Source organism: Actinomycetospora rhizophila (genome assembly GCF_042657905.1).
GTDB classification, from domain to species: domain Bacteria; phylum Actinomycetota; class Actinomycetes; order Mycobacteriales; family Pseudonocardiaceae; genus Actinomycetospora; species Actinomycetospora rhizophila.
On sequence record NZ_JBHSKG010000002.1, the window covers coordinates 360,354 to 373,266 of the forward strand.

General features: G+C 76.7%; 16 protein-coding genes and 1 riboswitch. Of the genes, 12 read left to right on the top strand and 4 right to left on the bottom strand.

All coding sequences use genetic code 11. The features are described 5' to 3' along the window. Positions 1-121 precede the first annotated feature (121 nt). The 7 genes from ACFPK1_RS05565 (at position 122) to ACFPK1_RS05595 (ending at position 5,256) form a co-directional block, all read left to right on the top strand. On the top strand, positions 122-406 hold the full coding sequence (locus ACFPK1_RS05565; RefSeq protein WP_378019909.1) for a hypothetical protein: 285 nt from the start codon (positions 122-124) through the stop codon (positions 404-406). Positions 407-448: 42 nt separating this feature from the next. Further along, positions 449-856, top strand: a complete 408-nt coding sequence (locus ACFPK1_RS05570; protein ID WP_378019910.1) for a hypothetical protein — start codon at positions 449-451, stop codon at positions 854-856. 50 nt (positions 857-906) lie between these two features. After that, positions 907-1,575, top strand: a complete 669-nt coding sequence (locus ACFPK1_RS05575; protein ID WP_378019911.1) for a TetR/AcrR family transcriptional regulator — start codon at positions 907-909, stop codon at positions 1,573-1,575. 81 nt (positions 1,576-1,656) lie between these two features. Next, entirely contained in the window at positions 1,657-2,097 is a 441-nt protein-coding gene (locus tag ACFPK1_RS05580; RefSeq protein ID WP_378019912.1) for a VOC family protein, read from the top strand. Between the two features lie 2 nt (positions 2,098-2,099). Then, the gene (locus ACFPK1_RS05585) at positions 2,100-2,768 is read left to right on the top strand and encodes a DUF3159 domain-containing protein (RefSeq protein WP_378020268.1); all 669 of its coding nucleotides are present in this window, start codon (positions 2,100-2,102) and stop codon (positions 2,766-2,768) included. Positions 2,769-2,951: 183 nt separating this feature from the next. Then, positions 2,952-4,238, top strand: a complete 1,287-nt coding sequence (locus ACFPK1_RS05590; RefSeq protein WP_378019913.1) for a hypothetical protein — start codon at positions 2,952-2,954, stop codon at positions 4,236-4,238. Between the two features lie 97 nt (positions 4,239-4,335). Beyond that, on the top strand, positions 4,336-5,256 hold the full coding sequence (locus ACFPK1_RS05595; RefSeq protein WP_378019914.1) for a S1 family peptidase: 921 nt from the start codon (positions 4,336-4,338) through the stop codon (positions 5,254-5,256). Here ACFPK1_RS05595 and thiE read toward each other — a convergent pair. Then, positions 5,234-5,899 (bottom strand): thiamine phosphate synthase, encoded by a 666-nt coding sequence (thiE, locus tag ACFPK1_RS05600; protein WP_378019915.1) that lies wholly within the window; start codon positions 5,897-5,899, stop codon positions 5,234-5,236. The genes ACFPK1_RS05595 and thiE overlap by 23 nt on opposite strands. Before the next feature lie 26 nt (positions 5,900-5,925). Between thiE and thiO the strand changes: the two genes are divergently transcribed. From thiO to thiG, 3 genes are all read left to right on the top strand, one after another. Further along, complete coding sequence (thiO, locus tag ACFPK1_RS05605) at positions 5,926-7,068, top strand: glycine oxidase ThiO (protein WP_378019916.1); 1,143 nt, start codon at positions 5,926-5,928, stop codon at positions 7,066-7,068. Positions 7,069-7,088: 20 nt separating this feature from the next. After that, positions 7,089-7,194: riboswitch (TPP riboswitch) on the top strand. After that, entirely contained in the window at positions 7,190-7,393 is a 204-nt protein-coding gene (gene thiS / locus ACFPK1_RS05610) for a sulfur carrier protein ThiS (RefSeq protein ID WP_378019917.1), read from the top strand. Its footprint overlaps the riboswitch before it by 5 nt. A gap of 2 nt (positions 7,394-7,395) precedes the next feature. Further along, on the top strand, positions 7,396-8,163 hold the full coding sequence (gene thiG / locus ACFPK1_RS05615) for a thiazole synthase (RefSeq protein ID WP_378020269.1): 768 nt from the start codon (positions 7,396-7,398) through the stop codon (positions 8,161-8,163). 160 nt (positions 8,164-8,323) lie between these two features. On the opposite strand, the gene ACFPK1_RS05620 is transcribed toward thiG, so the two are convergent. From ACFPK1_RS05620 to ACFPK1_RS05630, 3 genes are all read right to left on the bottom strand, one after another. Then, entirely contained in the window at positions 8,324-8,761 is a 438-nt protein-coding gene (locus ACFPK1_RS05620) for an SRPBCC family protein (RefSeq protein WP_378019918.1), read from the bottom strand. Between the two features lie 104 nt (positions 8,762-8,865). After that, positions 8,866-10,152, bottom strand: a complete 1,287-nt coding sequence (locus ACFPK1_RS05625) for a cytochrome P450 (protein ID WP_378020270.1) — start codon at positions 10,150-10,152, stop codon at positions 8,866-8,868. A 69-nt stretch (positions 10,153-10,221) separates the two neighbouring features. Beyond that, on the bottom strand, positions 10,222-11,037 hold the full coding sequence (locus ACFPK1_RS05630; RefSeq protein WP_378019919.1) for a hypothetical protein: 816 nt from the start codon (positions 11,035-11,037) through the stop codon (positions 10,222-10,224). A gap of 42 nt (positions 11,038-11,079) precedes the next feature. On the opposite strand from ACFPK1_RS05630, the gene ACFPK1_RS05635 reads away from it, so the two are divergent. Together ACFPK1_RS05635 and ACFPK1_RS05640 are read left to right on the top strand one after the other, a co-directional pair. Beyond that, complete coding sequence (locus ACFPK1_RS05635) at positions 11,080-12,054, top strand: D-2-hydroxyacid dehydrogenase family protein (protein WP_378019920.1); 975 nt, start codon at positions 11,080-11,082, stop codon at positions 12,052-12,054. Between the two features lie 93 nt (positions 12,055-12,147). Further along, the gene (locus ACFPK1_RS05640) at positions 12,148-12,861 is read left to right on the top strand and encodes a hemerythrin domain-containing protein (protein WP_378019921.1); all 714 of its coding nucleotides are present in this window, start codon (positions 12,148-12,150) and stop codon (positions 12,859-12,861) included. The last annotated feature ends 52 nt before the right edge of the window (positions 12,862-12,913 follow it).

Below are 12,913 nucleotides of genomic sequence, written 5' to 3' on the forward strand. Positions count from 1 at the left end.
GGCCGGTGCCGGCGATGTCGCCGAACGGCCGGAGGCGTCGACCGGGTAGCTGGGCCATGCTAGTCCGGACAGGGTGGCGCCGGGCACACGGTGCTCGGCCCGGAACCCGTGCGGAGGACCGATGGACGAGACCCCGCGGCACGTGGAGCGTCACGTGGTGGCCGACCATCGGTCGGCGCTCGAGCACGCCGAGCACCTCCGGCGCCGCATCGAGGCCGTCGCCGGCCGGATCGCCGAGTCGGAGGACACCGTGGCGCACGTGTACGAGGAGTCGGCGCGGCTGCGGCCCCACGCGGCCGAGCGGCTGCGCGAGAGCGCCCGCCAGGCGCGGGAGTACGCCGCACGGGAACGGGCGTTCGCGCGCGGTGAGGGAGACGGCGACGAGGAGCCGCGCGGCGCGGGGTGATCGTCGACCGGTGCGGGCCGGGGCGCGGCTACGCTGCCCGGCATGCCCATCGGGACCGCCGCCGGCGAGGGCGGTGCCGCCCGCGTGCGACGCGCCGGCTGGCTGGTCACCGGGGCGGCGCTGGTCGTGGCCGCGGCGACGCTGCTGGTCGTCGGGCTGGTGCCGCCGGGGCCGGGGCGCACGGTCGCCGTCGTCGTCGCCGTCGTCCTCGCGTTCGTGCTCGCGGCGTGGCGCTCGGTGCGCGCCCGCCGGGACACCACGAACGTCGACGGCCTGCGCCCGATCTCGAGCTGGCTCGCGGTGTTCGGGTGGGCGGTGACGATCTTCTCGTCGCTCGTGGCCCTCGCCGACCCGGCCCACGGCGGGCGGGCGGTGGTCGCGGGACTGCTCGCGGGGTGCGTGCTGGTGCTGGTGGGCCGCGCGAGCGAGCACGTCGGAACCCGGTCCTGACCTGCGCTTCACTGGCCGCTCGCCCCCCGCGGTGCCACCCTGGGACGACCATGACCGACGCACCCGCCGGGGAGACCCCCGAGGACACCACCGGGGACACGCCCGTGGACGGGCGCGCCGCGCGGTGGGCCGGGCACCGCGCGGCCCGGCGGCTCGAGCTCGTCGACGCCGCGGTCGCCGCGATCGGGGAGCACGGTCCCGAGGTCACCACCGAGCAGATCGCCGCGCGGGCCGGCGTCTCGCGGCCCGGGCTCTACCGGCACTTCGAGGGCCGCGACGACCTGCAGAGCGCCATCGCCGCGCGCTCGGTCGAGCGGCTCGTCCACGAGCTGGAGCCGGTGTGGCGGCCCTCGGGGCGCCCGTTCGAGATGCTGGCCAAGGCCCTGCGGGCGCATCTGGGCTGGTTGGAGGCGAACGCGAACGTCTACCGCTACCTCAAGCGCACCTCGTTCGGCACCGGCGGCGAGTCCGCGACGACCAACGTGCGCGCCACCGTCGCCGAGCACGTCGCGGGGATGCTCGTCGACGGGTCGCTCGGGGCGGAGCTCCCGCCGCCGGTGGCCCACCCGCTCGCCTTCGGGCTGGTGGGGATGGTCGACTCCGCGAGCGCCCACTGGCTCGACGACCCGCACGGGGCGACGCGCGACCAGCTGGCGACCCAGCTGACCGAGGCGTGCTGGGCGGTCATCCGGGTGACGGTCGGTCCGCTCGAGGTGTGACCGGCGTGATCGGCCCCGCGACCCGGGGAACGGCGGCGGTGCGCGACGATGGGGACCCCGCCGGAGAGAGGATCTCAAGGCATGGCGATGCGCCGCTCGTTCCCCACCGTGCTGTCCGACCGGCTGCCCGAGACGCGGGACTTCTACGTCGCGCTGCTCGGCTTCCGGGTCGCGTTCGACAGCGACTGGTACGTGGCGCTCTCCCGCACCGACGGTGACGACGTCCACGAGCTCGCCATCTGGGCCGTCGGCCACGAGCTCGTGCCGCCGCCCTACCGGGCCGACCCGGCCGGGGTGATCCTCACGTTCGTGGTCGACGACGTCGACGCGGTGCACGCCGAGGCGCGGCGGCTGCGCCTGCCCCTCGTGGCCCCGCCGCGGGACCTCTTCCACGGCCGCCGCCAGATGCTCGTCACCGACCCCAACGGCATGCTCGTGGAGATCTCGAGCCCGAGCACGCCGTCCCCGGCCTTCACCGCCGAGCTCGCGCGCCGGGGCCGCGCCGCGGAGCCCCTCGGTTGACCGTGCCCGACGACGACCGCGCCCAGGGGGTCAACCCGTTCACCGAGCTCCTCGGCGGTCGGGGCCAGGCCGTGGACGCGTCGGTGCCCGGCGTGGTGTTCGTCGCCGTCTGGTTGACCGCCGACGCCCTGGCGTGGGTGCAGCCCATCCTGCTCGGCGGGGTCGCCGCGGTCGCCGTCGCCGCGGTGATCGCCGTGTGGCGCCTGCGCCGGGGCGAGCGGCCCCGCGCGCTCGCGGTGGGCCTGCTGCTCGCGGTCGGCGCGGCGCTGCTCGCGCTCTACACGGGGCGCGCGGAGGACTTCTTCCTGCCCCGCATCGTCGCCAACGCGGGCAGCCTCGTCGCCTGGCTGGTCTCGATCGCGATCCGGTGGCCGCTGCTCGGGGTCGTCGTGGGCACGCTCACGGGCCACCCGACGCTGTGGCGCCGCGACCCCGACCTGGTCCGCGGCTACAGCCGCGCGAGCTGGGTGTGGGCGGCCCAGTACGCGGTGCGGGTGGTGGTGTTCCTCGGGCTGTGGGCGGCGGGGCAGACGGCGGCGCTGGCCGTCGCCCAGCTCGTGCTGACGTGGCCCCTGGTGGTGGTGTGCGTCGCAGCGTCCTGGCCGTTGGTTCGTTCGGCCCTGCCGCCCGGGCATCCGGGCCCACGACGCCCTGTCGTGCCCGACGCCTGAGCCGTTCGGTCCAGCGATTGCTCTGCTCGGGGGCAGGTGACTGCGTCCGTGGGTGAACGCTCTCACCGGGGGGCAACGCGGCACGATGGTGGGCGTCGTCCGTAGTGGTCGGCGGGTACGTCACCACGTTCCGGACGCACCCCGACCTGCCCGTGTCACCCCGATCCGCGCCCACCGGGAGCCATGTCACCAGCGAACCCTGAAGCGAAGTCCGAGACCGCCTCCTCCGGCATCGGCCTGACCTTCCCGCAGATCATCGCCAGTGCGCTGGCCGCCGCGACCGCGGCGATCCTCGGGTCGTTCATGGGCGTGCTCGGCACCATCGGCGGCGCGGCGGTCGCCTCCATCGTCTCCACCGTCGGCTCGGCCCTGTACCAGAAGTCGCTCGAGGTGACCCGCGACCGGGTCAAGCAGCGCCTCGTCGTGGCGGGGCCGAACAACACGCGCGTGGCGACGGCGGTCGGCAAGATCGCCGGCGGCGCGTCGGCCCGGTCGTCCGCGCCTGCGCCGACGCCGGTGCAGCAGCCCGGCCCGCCCGGCCGTCCGGTCGCGGGTCCGCCTACGCCCGGTCCCGGCGTCCCGGTGCCGCCGGGCCAGCGCCAGGTGCGCCCGGGGATGCCGCCGGCCGACCCCACGCGCCGGGTCCCCGGTGCCGCGGGCCCGCCGACCGGTCGCCCCGGCCAGCCGGGGCAGCCGGGGCAGCCCGGCCAGCCGGTCCACCCGGGGCGGGTGGCGCTGCGCGCGGAGGGCGCCGACCCGACGCGGGTGCACTCGCGCGTCGACCCGGCGACCGCCCTCGCGCCGGGTGCGCCGGGTGCGCCCACCGAGGTGCGCCCGACCGCGTTCATCCCGCAGAGCCGCCAGACGGGCACGCCTCCGGGCGGCGGACCGACCGCGATGATGGGCCAGCCCGGGCGCCCGACGGGTCCTGGTGGCCCCGGCGGCCCCGGCGGCCCCGGCGGCCCCGGCGGTCCTCCCGGCGGCGACGACGCGGTCACCCGGGTCGCCCCGCTCGAGCCGGAGCCGGCCCGGCGCCGCTTCGACCCGGCGGCGATGCTCGCCGTGCTCAAGGGCCTCGGGTGGAAGACCTGGGTCACCCTCGGCGGCGTCGCGGCGAGCGTGTTCGTCATCGCGCTCATCGCGACGGTCGGCGTCGAGACCGCGGCCGGGCGCCCGCTCTCCGGCGGGTCGAGCGGGACGTCGGTCGGCAGCCTCTTCGGTCAGGAGACCGGCACGTCCGAGGCCACCACGGCGCCGTCCGACTCGGCGACCGAGGAGACGGACGCCCCGAGCACGACGACCTCGTCGAACCTGCAGGACGAGCAGGGCGGCGGGACCGGCAGCACCGGGACCCGGCAGCCCGACACGACCACCTCGCAGCAGTCGACGCGGACCTCGCAGAACAACCCCCTGCCCAACCTGGTGCCGCGCGACTCGGGCGGTTCCGGTGGGGGTTCCACCAACGGCTGAGATCCCACCCCGGCTCCCACCGACGGCCGGACGGACGCCTTAGCGTTCGTCCGGCCGTCGGCGTCTGTGCCGACGAACGATCGAGTCGGGGGTGGCGATGGGTCGGGCGGTCCTCCTGGTGCTGGCGGGGGCGGTCCTCACCTCGCTGCTCGCCGGACCGGCGCCGGCGGTGGCGGCCGCGCCGGCCTCGTCACCCGCGGAGCTCGGGGTGGTCAAGGAGCGCCTCGACGCCCTCGCGGAGCGCCACGGCGCGCCGCCCGCGGTGAGCGCCTGGTGGGTCGACCTCGCGGACCGTGCGGTCGTGCTGGCGCTCAACACGGCGCCGCGGGACTCCCGGTCGGCGGCCTACGTGCAGCAGGCGCGCGAGGTCGACGCGTCGGTGCGGGTCGTCGAGGGCGTGGCCGCGCCGACCCCGCGCGCCGACCCGCCCGTCTACGACCTCGTCGGCGGCGACGCCGTGCGCGTCAACGGGACGCGGTGCTCGCTGGCGTTCACGGCGACCACCGCGTCGGGGGCGCCGCGGCTGATCACCGCCGGACACTGCACCAACCGCGGCGGCGACGTCACCGGGGCGAACAACGCCCCCGTCGGTCCGGTCCGCAGCTCGGTGTTCGACCGCACGGGTGACTGGGGCGTCGTCGACGTCGGCCCCGGTTGGCGGGCGACCCCGTCGGTGGCCGCCGAGGGGTCGACGACCCGGTCGATCACGGGCACCGCGACCGCGCCCGTCGGCGCCACCGTCTGCCGCTCGGGCTCCACGACGGGATGGCGCTGCGGGAAGGTGACCGCCGTCGACGTCACCGCGAACTACGCCGCGGGCCCCGTCCAGGGCCTCGTGCTCACCGACGCCTGCAGCGAGGGCGGCGACTCGGGCGGGCCGTTCGTGTCCGGCAGCTCGGCGCTCGGGCTGCTCTCCGGCGGCACGGGCGACTGCACCACGGCCGGCGGCACGAGCCTCTACCAGCCGATCGACGAGGTCCTGGCCTCCGAGCGGCTCACGTTGTCGGTGGCGCGCTGAGGGCGTCCTTGAGCCGGCGGGCGGCCTGCTCCGGGTCGTCGGCCTCGGTGATCGCCCGGACCACGACGACGCGGGTGGCGCCGGCCGCGAGGACCTCGTCGAGGCGGGCGTGGTCGATCCCGCCGATCGCGAACCACGGCCGGGCGGGGGCCGCGGCGGCGGTGCTGCGCACGAGGTCGAGGCCCGGGGCGGGCCGGCCGGGCTTGGTCGGCGTGGGCCAGCACGGGCCGGTGCAGAAGTAGTCGGCACCGACCTCCGCGGCGCCGGCGGCGGCCTGGTCGGCGTCGTGGGTGGAGCGCCCGACGAGCACGTCGTCGCCGACCACCCGGCGCGCCCACGGCACGGGCAGGTCGTCCTGCCCGAGGTGCAGCACGTCCGCGTCGGCGGCGAGGGCGATGTCGGCGCGGTCGTTGACGGCGAGCAGCGCACCGTGGCGGCGGGCCGCGTCGCCGAGGACCTCGAGCGCGGCGAGCTCCTCGCGCGCCTCCAGGCCCTTCTCGCGCAGCTGGACGACGTCGACGCCCCCGCGCAGGGCGGCGTCGGCGAACGCGGCGAGGTCGCCGCGTGCGGCGCGGGAGTCGGTGCACAGGTAGAGCCGGGCGTCCTGGAGGCGGGCGCGGCGGTCGGTCCTCGATGCACTCACCGTGACGACGGTATCGCGTAGTTTCGGTGACCGTGCGGGACCGGCTCGTCGTCGTGGGGGCAGGGGCCGTGGGCTCCGCGATCGCCTGGGCGGCGGCGCGCGAGGGGCTCGCGGACGAGGTGGTGCTCGTCGACCCCGACCCGGGCTCGGGCGCCTCGCGGGTGGCCGGGGGGATGCTCGCCCCGATCAGCGAGGCGTGGCCCGGCGAGCGCGACGTCCTGGAGCTCGGGGCGGCGTCGCTGGCGTCGTGGCCGGCGTTCGCTTCTCGCGTGGCCGAGGACGCCGGGCGGCCGGTCGGGCTGCGGCGCGAGGGGACGCTGCAGGTGGCCGTGGACGCCGCCGACGTGGCGGACCTGGACCGGGTGGCCGCGCACCTCGAGGCGTGGGGGCGCCCGGTCGAGCGGCTGACCCGTCGCGAGCTGCGGCGCCTGGAGCCGTCGCTGGGGCCGTCGGTGCGGGCGGGGTTCGCGGTGCCCGACGACCTGGCCGTCGACAACCGGGTGCTGCTCGGGGCGCTGGGGGCGGCGGGGTCCGCCGTCGGCGTCGTGACGCTCGCACGGCGCGTGGTGCGGGTGCTCGACGACGGGGCGCGCGTGACGGGAGTGTCGTTCGAGGACGGCGGGGTGCTCGAGGCGTCGCGCGTCGTCGTGGCCGCCGGGGCGTGGTCGTCGACGCTGCACGCCGTGCTCGAGGGCCGGGTGCGGCCCGTCAAGGGGGAGATCCTGCGGGTGCGGGCGCGCCGGACGTCACTGGCGCCGCCGTCGCGCACCGTGCGGGCGGCGGTGAGCGGGCGGCCGGTCTACGCCGTGCCGCGGGACGCCGGCGGGCTGGTGGTCGGGGCGACGCAGTACGAGGCGGGCTTCGACCCGGACGTGACCGTCGGCGGCGTGCGCGACCTCGTCGCCGACGTCGAGCGCGTGCTGCCGGGGATCGCCGACTACGCCCTCGAGGAGTCCGCCGCCTCGTTCCGTCCGGGGACCGACGACAACCTGCCGCTGCTCGGGCCCGTCGGGCCGGCGGGGCTGGTCGCGGCCACCGGGCACGGGCGCAACGGGATGTTGCTCGTGGCGGTGAGCGTGGACGCGGTCGTGGCGGCGCTGCGCGGCGACCCGCTGCCCGACGCGGCCCGGGCGGCCGCGGCGGATCGTTCGGCCGTCGCGTCGGGCTGAGCACCGCGCGTACGGTGGGAATCGGACACCACGGGAGCCCTGCGGGGCTGAGAGGGGGCCGGCCGGCCCCGACCGTCGAACCTGATCCGGGTCATGCCGGCGCAGGGAGGGAGGGGCAGCGATGACCATCGTCTGGCTGAACGACGAGCGCCGCGAGATCGGGCCCGGCACCACGGTCGCCGCGCTCATGGCCGAGCACGGCGTGCCCGAGCGGGGCGTCGCGGTGGCCGTCGACGGCACGGTGGTGCCCCGCGCGAGCTGGGCGACGGTGGCGCTGATCGAGGGCTCGCGCGTCGAGGTGCTCACCGCGGTGCAGGGGGGATGAGCATGGATCCGCTGGTCATCGGGGGCCGCAAGTTCGGCTCGCGCCTCATCATGGGCACCGGCGGCGCGTCGGGGCTCGCGGTGCTCGAGCGCGCGCTGGTCGCGTCGGGCACCGAGCTGACGACGGTGGCGATGCGCCGCCTCGACGCGGCCGGCGGCCCCGGCGTGCTGGCGCTGCTGGGGCGCCTGGGCATCGAGGCGCTGCCCAACACCGCGGGGTGCCGGACGGCGGCCGAGGCGGTGCACACGGCGCGGATGGCGCGCGAGGCGCTGTCGACGGATCTGGTGAAGCTCGAGGTGATCGCCGACGAGCGCACCCTGCTGCCCGACCCGATCGAGCTCCTCGACGCGGCCGAGCAGCTCGTCGACGACGGGTTCACGGTGCTGCCGTACACGAACGACGACCCGGTCCTGGCGGCGAAGCTGGCGGACGCCGGGTGCGCGGCGGTGATGCCGCTGGGGTCGCCGATCGGCACCGGGCTGGGCATCCGCAACCCGCACAACATCGAGATGATCACGGCGGCGTCGCCCGTGCCCGTCGTCCTCGACGCAGGCATCGGCACGGCGTCCGAGGCCGCGCAGGCGATGGAGCTGGGCTGCGACGCGGTCCTGCTCGCCACCGCCGTCACCCGCGCCTCGGACCCGGAGCTGATGGCGACGGCCATGCGCCTGGCCGTCGAGGCGGGCCGCGCGGCCCGGGGTGCGGGGCGCATCCCCCGCCGGTACTGGGCGCAGGCCTCGAGCCCGGACGTGGACTCGCACGTGGACTAGTCCCGGTGCGAGCGATGCGGCTTTCCTGGCATCGCACGCCACATCCTCGCCCGCGCGACACGCCGGGGGCTCGGCTGACGCACGGGGTGTGTCAGCGTGGCGGCCACGCTGGCGTTGAACGTCAGGAAAGCCGCCCGCTCGAACCGGGCGCAGCCCGAGGTCAGCGTCCCTCGGCCAGCGCCTTGAGCCGCGGCAGCGTCTTCTCGATGCCGCGCGCGTTGGCGGTCGGGAAGCCGCTGCGGTCGAGGAGCACGGGGACGAGGGCGGTCGACCAGTCGAAGGTCTCGGTGACCCTCGTCCCGCCGCTCGCGGTGGGCTCGAGCTCGTAGCGCCAGCGGTGGCGGTTGACGTGCCGCCACGCGATGCGCTCGTCCTCCTCGAACTCGACGACGGTGTTGGAGATCCGGTACGGCAGCTTGATCCGCATGGCGACACCGAACCGTGACCCCAGCGAGAGCCGCGCCGGCCCGGAGATCGACGACTCGACGGTGCCGGAACCGTCGAAGTCGGGGTGACGGCGCGGATCGGCGAGCAGCGCGAAGACCGTGCGCGGCGGCGCGTCGATCTCGATGGAGCGGGACACCCGGCGGTCGGTCACGTGGAGCCGCCTACCCGCCGGTGGCGGGCCGGACGCATGACGTGGTGGCTTTCCTGACGTTCAACGCCAGCGTGGCCGCCACGCTGACGCACTCCGTGGGTCAGTCAGCCCAGGGCGACGGGGAGGGCGTCGACGCCGTAGACGATCGAGGTCTTGCGGAACGGCTGGTCGTCGAGCGACGCCGCGTCCGGGGCCAGCGTGAGGTTCGGGAAGCGGCGCAGCAGGGCGGGGTAGGCCGTGCGCAGTTCCATCCTCGCCAGCTCCGCCCCGATGCAGCGGTGGATGCCGTGCCCGAAGGCCAGGTGTGGCGTCGGGGGGCGGCGGGGGTCGAAGCGCTCGGGGTCGGACACCAGGCGCGGGTCGCGGTCGGCGCCCGAGAGCGACACGAGCAGCCCGTCGCCCTTGCTGATCTGCACGCCGCCCAGGGTCATGTCCTCGGTCGCGAAGCGCGGGAAGGCGATCTGGACGACGGTCAGGTAGCGCAGCAGCTCCTCGACGAACCCGTGCACGGCGCCGGGGTCGTCGCGCACGAGGGCGAAGCTGTCGGGGTCGCGCAGCAGCACCATGGCACCGAGGGCGAGCATCGACGCCGAGGTCTCCAGACCACCGGTGAGCAGGCCGTCGGCGAGCTCGGCGAGCTCGTCGGTGTCGAGCTCGTCGCCGTGCTCGCGGATGAGCTGGCCGAGCAGGCCGTCGCCGGGCTCGACGCGCTGGCGCTCGACGACGCCGCGGAGGTACTGCAGCGAGCCCGAGATGTTGTCGAACACCGCGCCGGCCCCGCCGAACAGGTCGAACCGCGCGGTGGACAGCGCCTGGAACTCGTCGCGCTCGTCGTAGGGGATGCCGAGCAGCTCGCAGATCGTCAGCGAGGGGATCGGGGTCGCGAAGTCGCGGACGAGGTCGACGGGCTCGCCCGCCGCGGCCAGCTCGGCCATGGCGTCGAGGCGGCCCTCGACGATCTCGGTGATCCGCGGGCCGAGGCGGGCCAGACGCCGCGACGTGAACTCCGGGGTCAGCAGGCGACGCAGCCGGGTGTGCTCGGGCGGGTCGGTGAAGCCCAGCCCGCCGGGATTCTGACCCTCGTTGACGCCGGCCTGCCCGACGAGGTGCCCGAAGTCGTTCGACAGGCCCCGCGTGCGGCCCAGGACGGTGCGCGCCTCCTCGTGGCCGGTGATCAGCCACGCCGTGACCCCGAACGGCAGCGGGAAGTGCCGCACGGGGTTGTCCTCGCGGGCCTCGCGCAGCGCGGGCACGGGGTCGAGCCCGTCGCGGCGCAGGGGCATCAGAGCGTGATCCGGCAGCATGGTTACCGGGTCGAGGCCGCGACGACTGCGCCAGGCGAGGTACCGGCGCGCTGCCCAGCCCACGACCCGTGACCGCACTGCGGCCAGCCGTGAACGGTCCACCACCGTCACCACTCTGCCCTCCCCGCGCGCGACGACGCCGCTCGGGGGCCGAGGCTAGGACGTTCGAGTGCCCGATGGACCCGGTGACGGGGGTGTGTCACCCCACCGTTCGTCGGGGTCGACCCGGGGCGGATGCCCCGGGGGCGCCTCGGCGGCGTCGTCCGTTTCGTCCGTTGAGGCCCCGAACCGTACGCCCCCGGCCGGGGCGCGCACGAGGGTCGGGGCCCGCAGACCGAGCCGGGCGAGCTCCAGCTCGGCGAGCCGGGACAGCACGTGGGGGTCGCCGTGACGCCAGCCGGCGGCCGCGTCGGGCACCCGGGCGAGGCGGCGCGGCGTGGCGTGGACCAGGGCGCGCAGGGCGAGCAGGTCGGCGTCGCCGACGCCGCCGCGCAGCCCGTCGCGCAGGGCCAGGACGGCCCGCGCCGCGATCATCCAGCGCACCCGGAACCACAGCCACGCCGCCACGACGGGCACGATCGCGAGCAGCGTGACCGTCCACGACACCCCGGTGGCGAGCGCCTCCACCGCGGCGATCTGCTGGTCGCCGGCCGCCACGATGTCGTCGCCGGCGCGGGCGCCGCCGGACAGGGCACGGGCGAGGTCGTCGCCGACGAACGGCACGCCGGACGCGGTGTCCGCGGCGCCGGTGAACGTGTCGCGCACCCGGGTCCCGGCCGCGCCGATCTGCCGGCCGGGGCCCTGCAGGGTCAGCACCGTGTCGTAGAGGACCACCGCGAGCGACACGACGACCGCCACCCACACGAGCACCGCGACGTCGGCCAGGAACTGGCGGGTGCGCCGGCGGGGGCGCTCGGCGTACACCGGCCAGCCCGCCCGGGTCGGGCGCAGCACCGGGAGGTCGGCAGGCACGACGGGTGTGTGCCCCCGGACCCCCGAGGGCACACCCCGCCCGTGCCGAAGCCCCGCCGGATCGCCGTGCTCGACGACTACCAGCAGGTCGCGGCCTCGTACGCCGACTGGGACGCCCTCGGCGCCGAAGTGACGTCCTTCGCCGGGCACCTCGGCGGCCCCGACGACGTCGTCGCCGCCCTCGAGCCCTTCGACGTCGTCGTCGCCATGCGCGAGCGCACCGCGTTCCCCGCCGACGTCCTGGCGCGGCTGCCGAACCTCGGCCTGCTGGTGACGACCGGGCCGGCGAACGTCGCGATCGACGTCGCCGCGGCCCGCGAGCGCGGCATCACGGTGTCGGGCACCGGCGGCGTCTCGAGCAACGCCCCGACCGTCGAGATGACGTGGGCGCTGATCCACGCCCTGGCCCGGCACGTCCCCGCCGAGGACCGGGCGATCCGCGAGGGCCGCTGGCAGCACACCGTGGGCCGCGACCTGGCCGGCCGGCGCCTCGGTGTCGTCGGGCTCGGCGGCATCGGCGCCCCCGTCGCCGCCGTCGGGCTCGCGTTCGGAATGGACGTGGTGGCGTGGAGCCGGCACCTGGACCCCGACGAGGCCCGCGCGCACGGCGTCACGCCCGTCGGCAGGGACGAGCTGCTGGCGACGTCCGACGTCGTGACGATCCACCTCAAGCTCTCCGCGCGCACCAGGGGCCTCGTCGGGCGCGACGACCTGGCGCGGATGAAGCCGACCGCGCTGCTGATCAACACCTCGCGCGGCCCGATCGTCGACGAGGACGCGCTGGTGGAGGCCCTGCACGCCGGGACGATCGGCGGGGCGGGCCTCGACGTGTTCGGCACCGAGCCGCTCCCGCTCGACGCGCCGCTGCGCACCGCGCCGCGCACGGTGCTCACGCCGCACCTGGGCTACGTCACCGAGGGCAGCTACGCGGTCTTCTATCGCGACGCGGTGGAGGACGTCCGCGCGTGGGCCGACGGGGCGCCGATCCGCGAGCTGGGCCCGGAGGACGGGGGCTGACCCGCGCGGTAAGCGCGCGACAAGTCGACGACAAGCGGGACGGGTCACGCTCTCGGCATCCGACGAGCAGCACGTGATCCCCAGGAGCCCGGCGTGCCCACCGCCCCGCCCGACACCGACACCGACCCCGCCTCGCCGACCGACCGCGACCTCGCCCCGCTGCGGGTCACCGACCGCGCCCTGCTCGCCGACGTCGCGCGCCTCGCGCGCCTCGCCGACGGCATCGCGGCGGGCACGGTGCCCCTCGGGGAGCGGCGTGCGCTGGCCGTCGGCGACTGGGTCGAGCACGTCTGCGAGGCGATCCGCCACCGGCACGAGGGCGAGGAGGCCGGGCTCTGGCCGGTGCTGGAGCGCCACGCCGGACGCACCCTGGACCTCTCCGGGCTGCGTGACGACCACGTCGCCCTGCGCGGCCTGCTCGGCGAGGTCCGGCGCGCCACCCGCGGGCTCGTCGGGGCGGTGCTGGTGCGCCCGATCGCGGTGGCGAGCGCCGAGGACTTCGCCCGCATCCGCCGCCTGGCGCGCCTGCTGGGCGAGCTCGCCGACCTGCTCGACGAGCACCGCCGCGACGCCGAGCGCGAGCTGCGCGGCCTGCTGCCCCGGGTGCCGCGCGCGGAGTGGCTGCGCGCCGCCCGCGACCACCACGCCGAGGCCCCGGACCCGGCGTTCACCGCGGCCCGCGCGCACGCCACGGCCGCGCCCGGCGAGCTCGCCGCGGTCGACGCCGCGCTCGGCGGGCGGGGCCTGGCGGGCGTGCTGGCGCGGCGCGCCCTGCGGCGGCGCGAGCGTCTGGTGTTCGGCGACTAGTCGTTCGCAAGTGGCGCGGCCGATGCTCACGGTGTGCCGATCACCGAGGTCG